The 1,262-nt window shown below is 77.9% G+C and carries 1 protein-coding gene; it reads left to right on the plus strand.

The window, feature by feature from the left end; translation table 11 throughout:
* The first annotated feature begins 165 nt into the window (after positions 1-165).
* The gene (locus A2U95_RS31170) at positions 166-1,200 is read left to right on the plus strand and encodes a lactonase family protein (protein WP_166029268.1); all 1,035 of its coding nucleotides are present in this window, start codon (positions 166-168) and stop codon (positions 1,198-1,200) included.
* The last annotated feature ends 62 nt before the right edge of the window (positions 1,201-1,262 follow it).

Raw genomic sequence — 1,262 nt, forward strand, 5'->3', positions numbered from 1 at the left:
GGGAGACGGCCCGCGGCGCCGGGCGGCGCCGGGCGGCGCCGCGGCACCCGCCGGGGCGGCCCGGGCGGCCGTCCCGGTGTGCCGGATGTGGTCTAGGCCAATTGTCGTCGACTGCTACCGTCACCCTGGACCGGCAGGCGGCGCGGCGGAGAGAGGGGACCAGCGGTGACGGACGGCGGAGCGCGACGGCCCAGGGCGTACATCGGATCCTTCACCGCGGCCGGCGGCCCCGGCCTGGTCACCGCCGACCGGGACCCGGCCACCGGGGCGCTCACCCTCACCGCCGCCTCGGACGACCTGCCCGACCCCTCCTACCTGGCCCTCTCCGCCGACGGCGCGGTCCTCTACGCGGTGAGCGAGACCGCCCGCGGCGCCGTCGCCGCCTACCGGGTCACCGGGGACCGTCCCGTCCGCCTCGGTCCGCCCGTGCCGGTCGGCGGCAGCGGCCCCACCCACCTGAGCCTCTTCGCCGGACGGGTGCTCACCGCCAACTACGGCTCCGGCAGCGTCTCCGCCCTGCGCATCCGTCCCGACGGCGCCCCGCACCGCACCCGCGCCGCCGTACTGGCCCACACCGGGTCCGGGCCCTCCGGCCGCCGCCAGCAGGGCCCGCACGCCCACCAGGTGCAGCCCGACCCGGACGGGCGGTGGGCGGTCAGCGTGGACCTCGGCACCGACTCCGTGCGGATCTGCGCCGTCGGGGACGACGGGCTGCGGGTGCACCGGGAGGTCAAGCTGCGCCCCGGATCGGGCCCCCGCCACCTGGCGTTCCACCCCGACGGCGACCGTGCCTACGTGCTCAACGAACTGACCCCCACCGTCACCGTGTGCCGCTGGAAGTCCCGTGAGGGGCTGCTGGAGCCGCTCCGCGAGCTCGGCGTGCTGGAAGGGGCCGTCGAGGGGGACGCGTACCCCTCGGGCGTCGTGACGTCCGCCGACGGCCGTTTCGTGTGGACCGCCACCCGCGGGACCGACACGATCTCCGTCCTCGCCGTCGACGGCGAGACCCTGCGGCTGCGCGGAACCGTTTCCTGCGGCGGGCACTGGCCGCGCGCGCTCACCGCCCTCGGCCGGTTCCTCTACGTGGCCAACGAGCGCTCCGGCGACGTCACCTGGTTCGGGACCGATCCGGACACCGGGCTGCCCGAGCGCGGGGGATCGGTCGAGGTGGCCGCCGCCTCGTGCGTGGTCCTCGGCTGACGCCGGCCCCGGGGGCGGGGGCCGCCGCCCCGGCCGCCGGCACGGCGAACGGCCGCGGGCTC

The organism is Streptomyces chilikensis, from assembly GCF_001642695.1.
GTDB lineage: Bacteria > Actinomycetota > Actinomycetes > Streptomycetales > Streptomycetaceae > Streptomyces > Streptomyces chilikensis.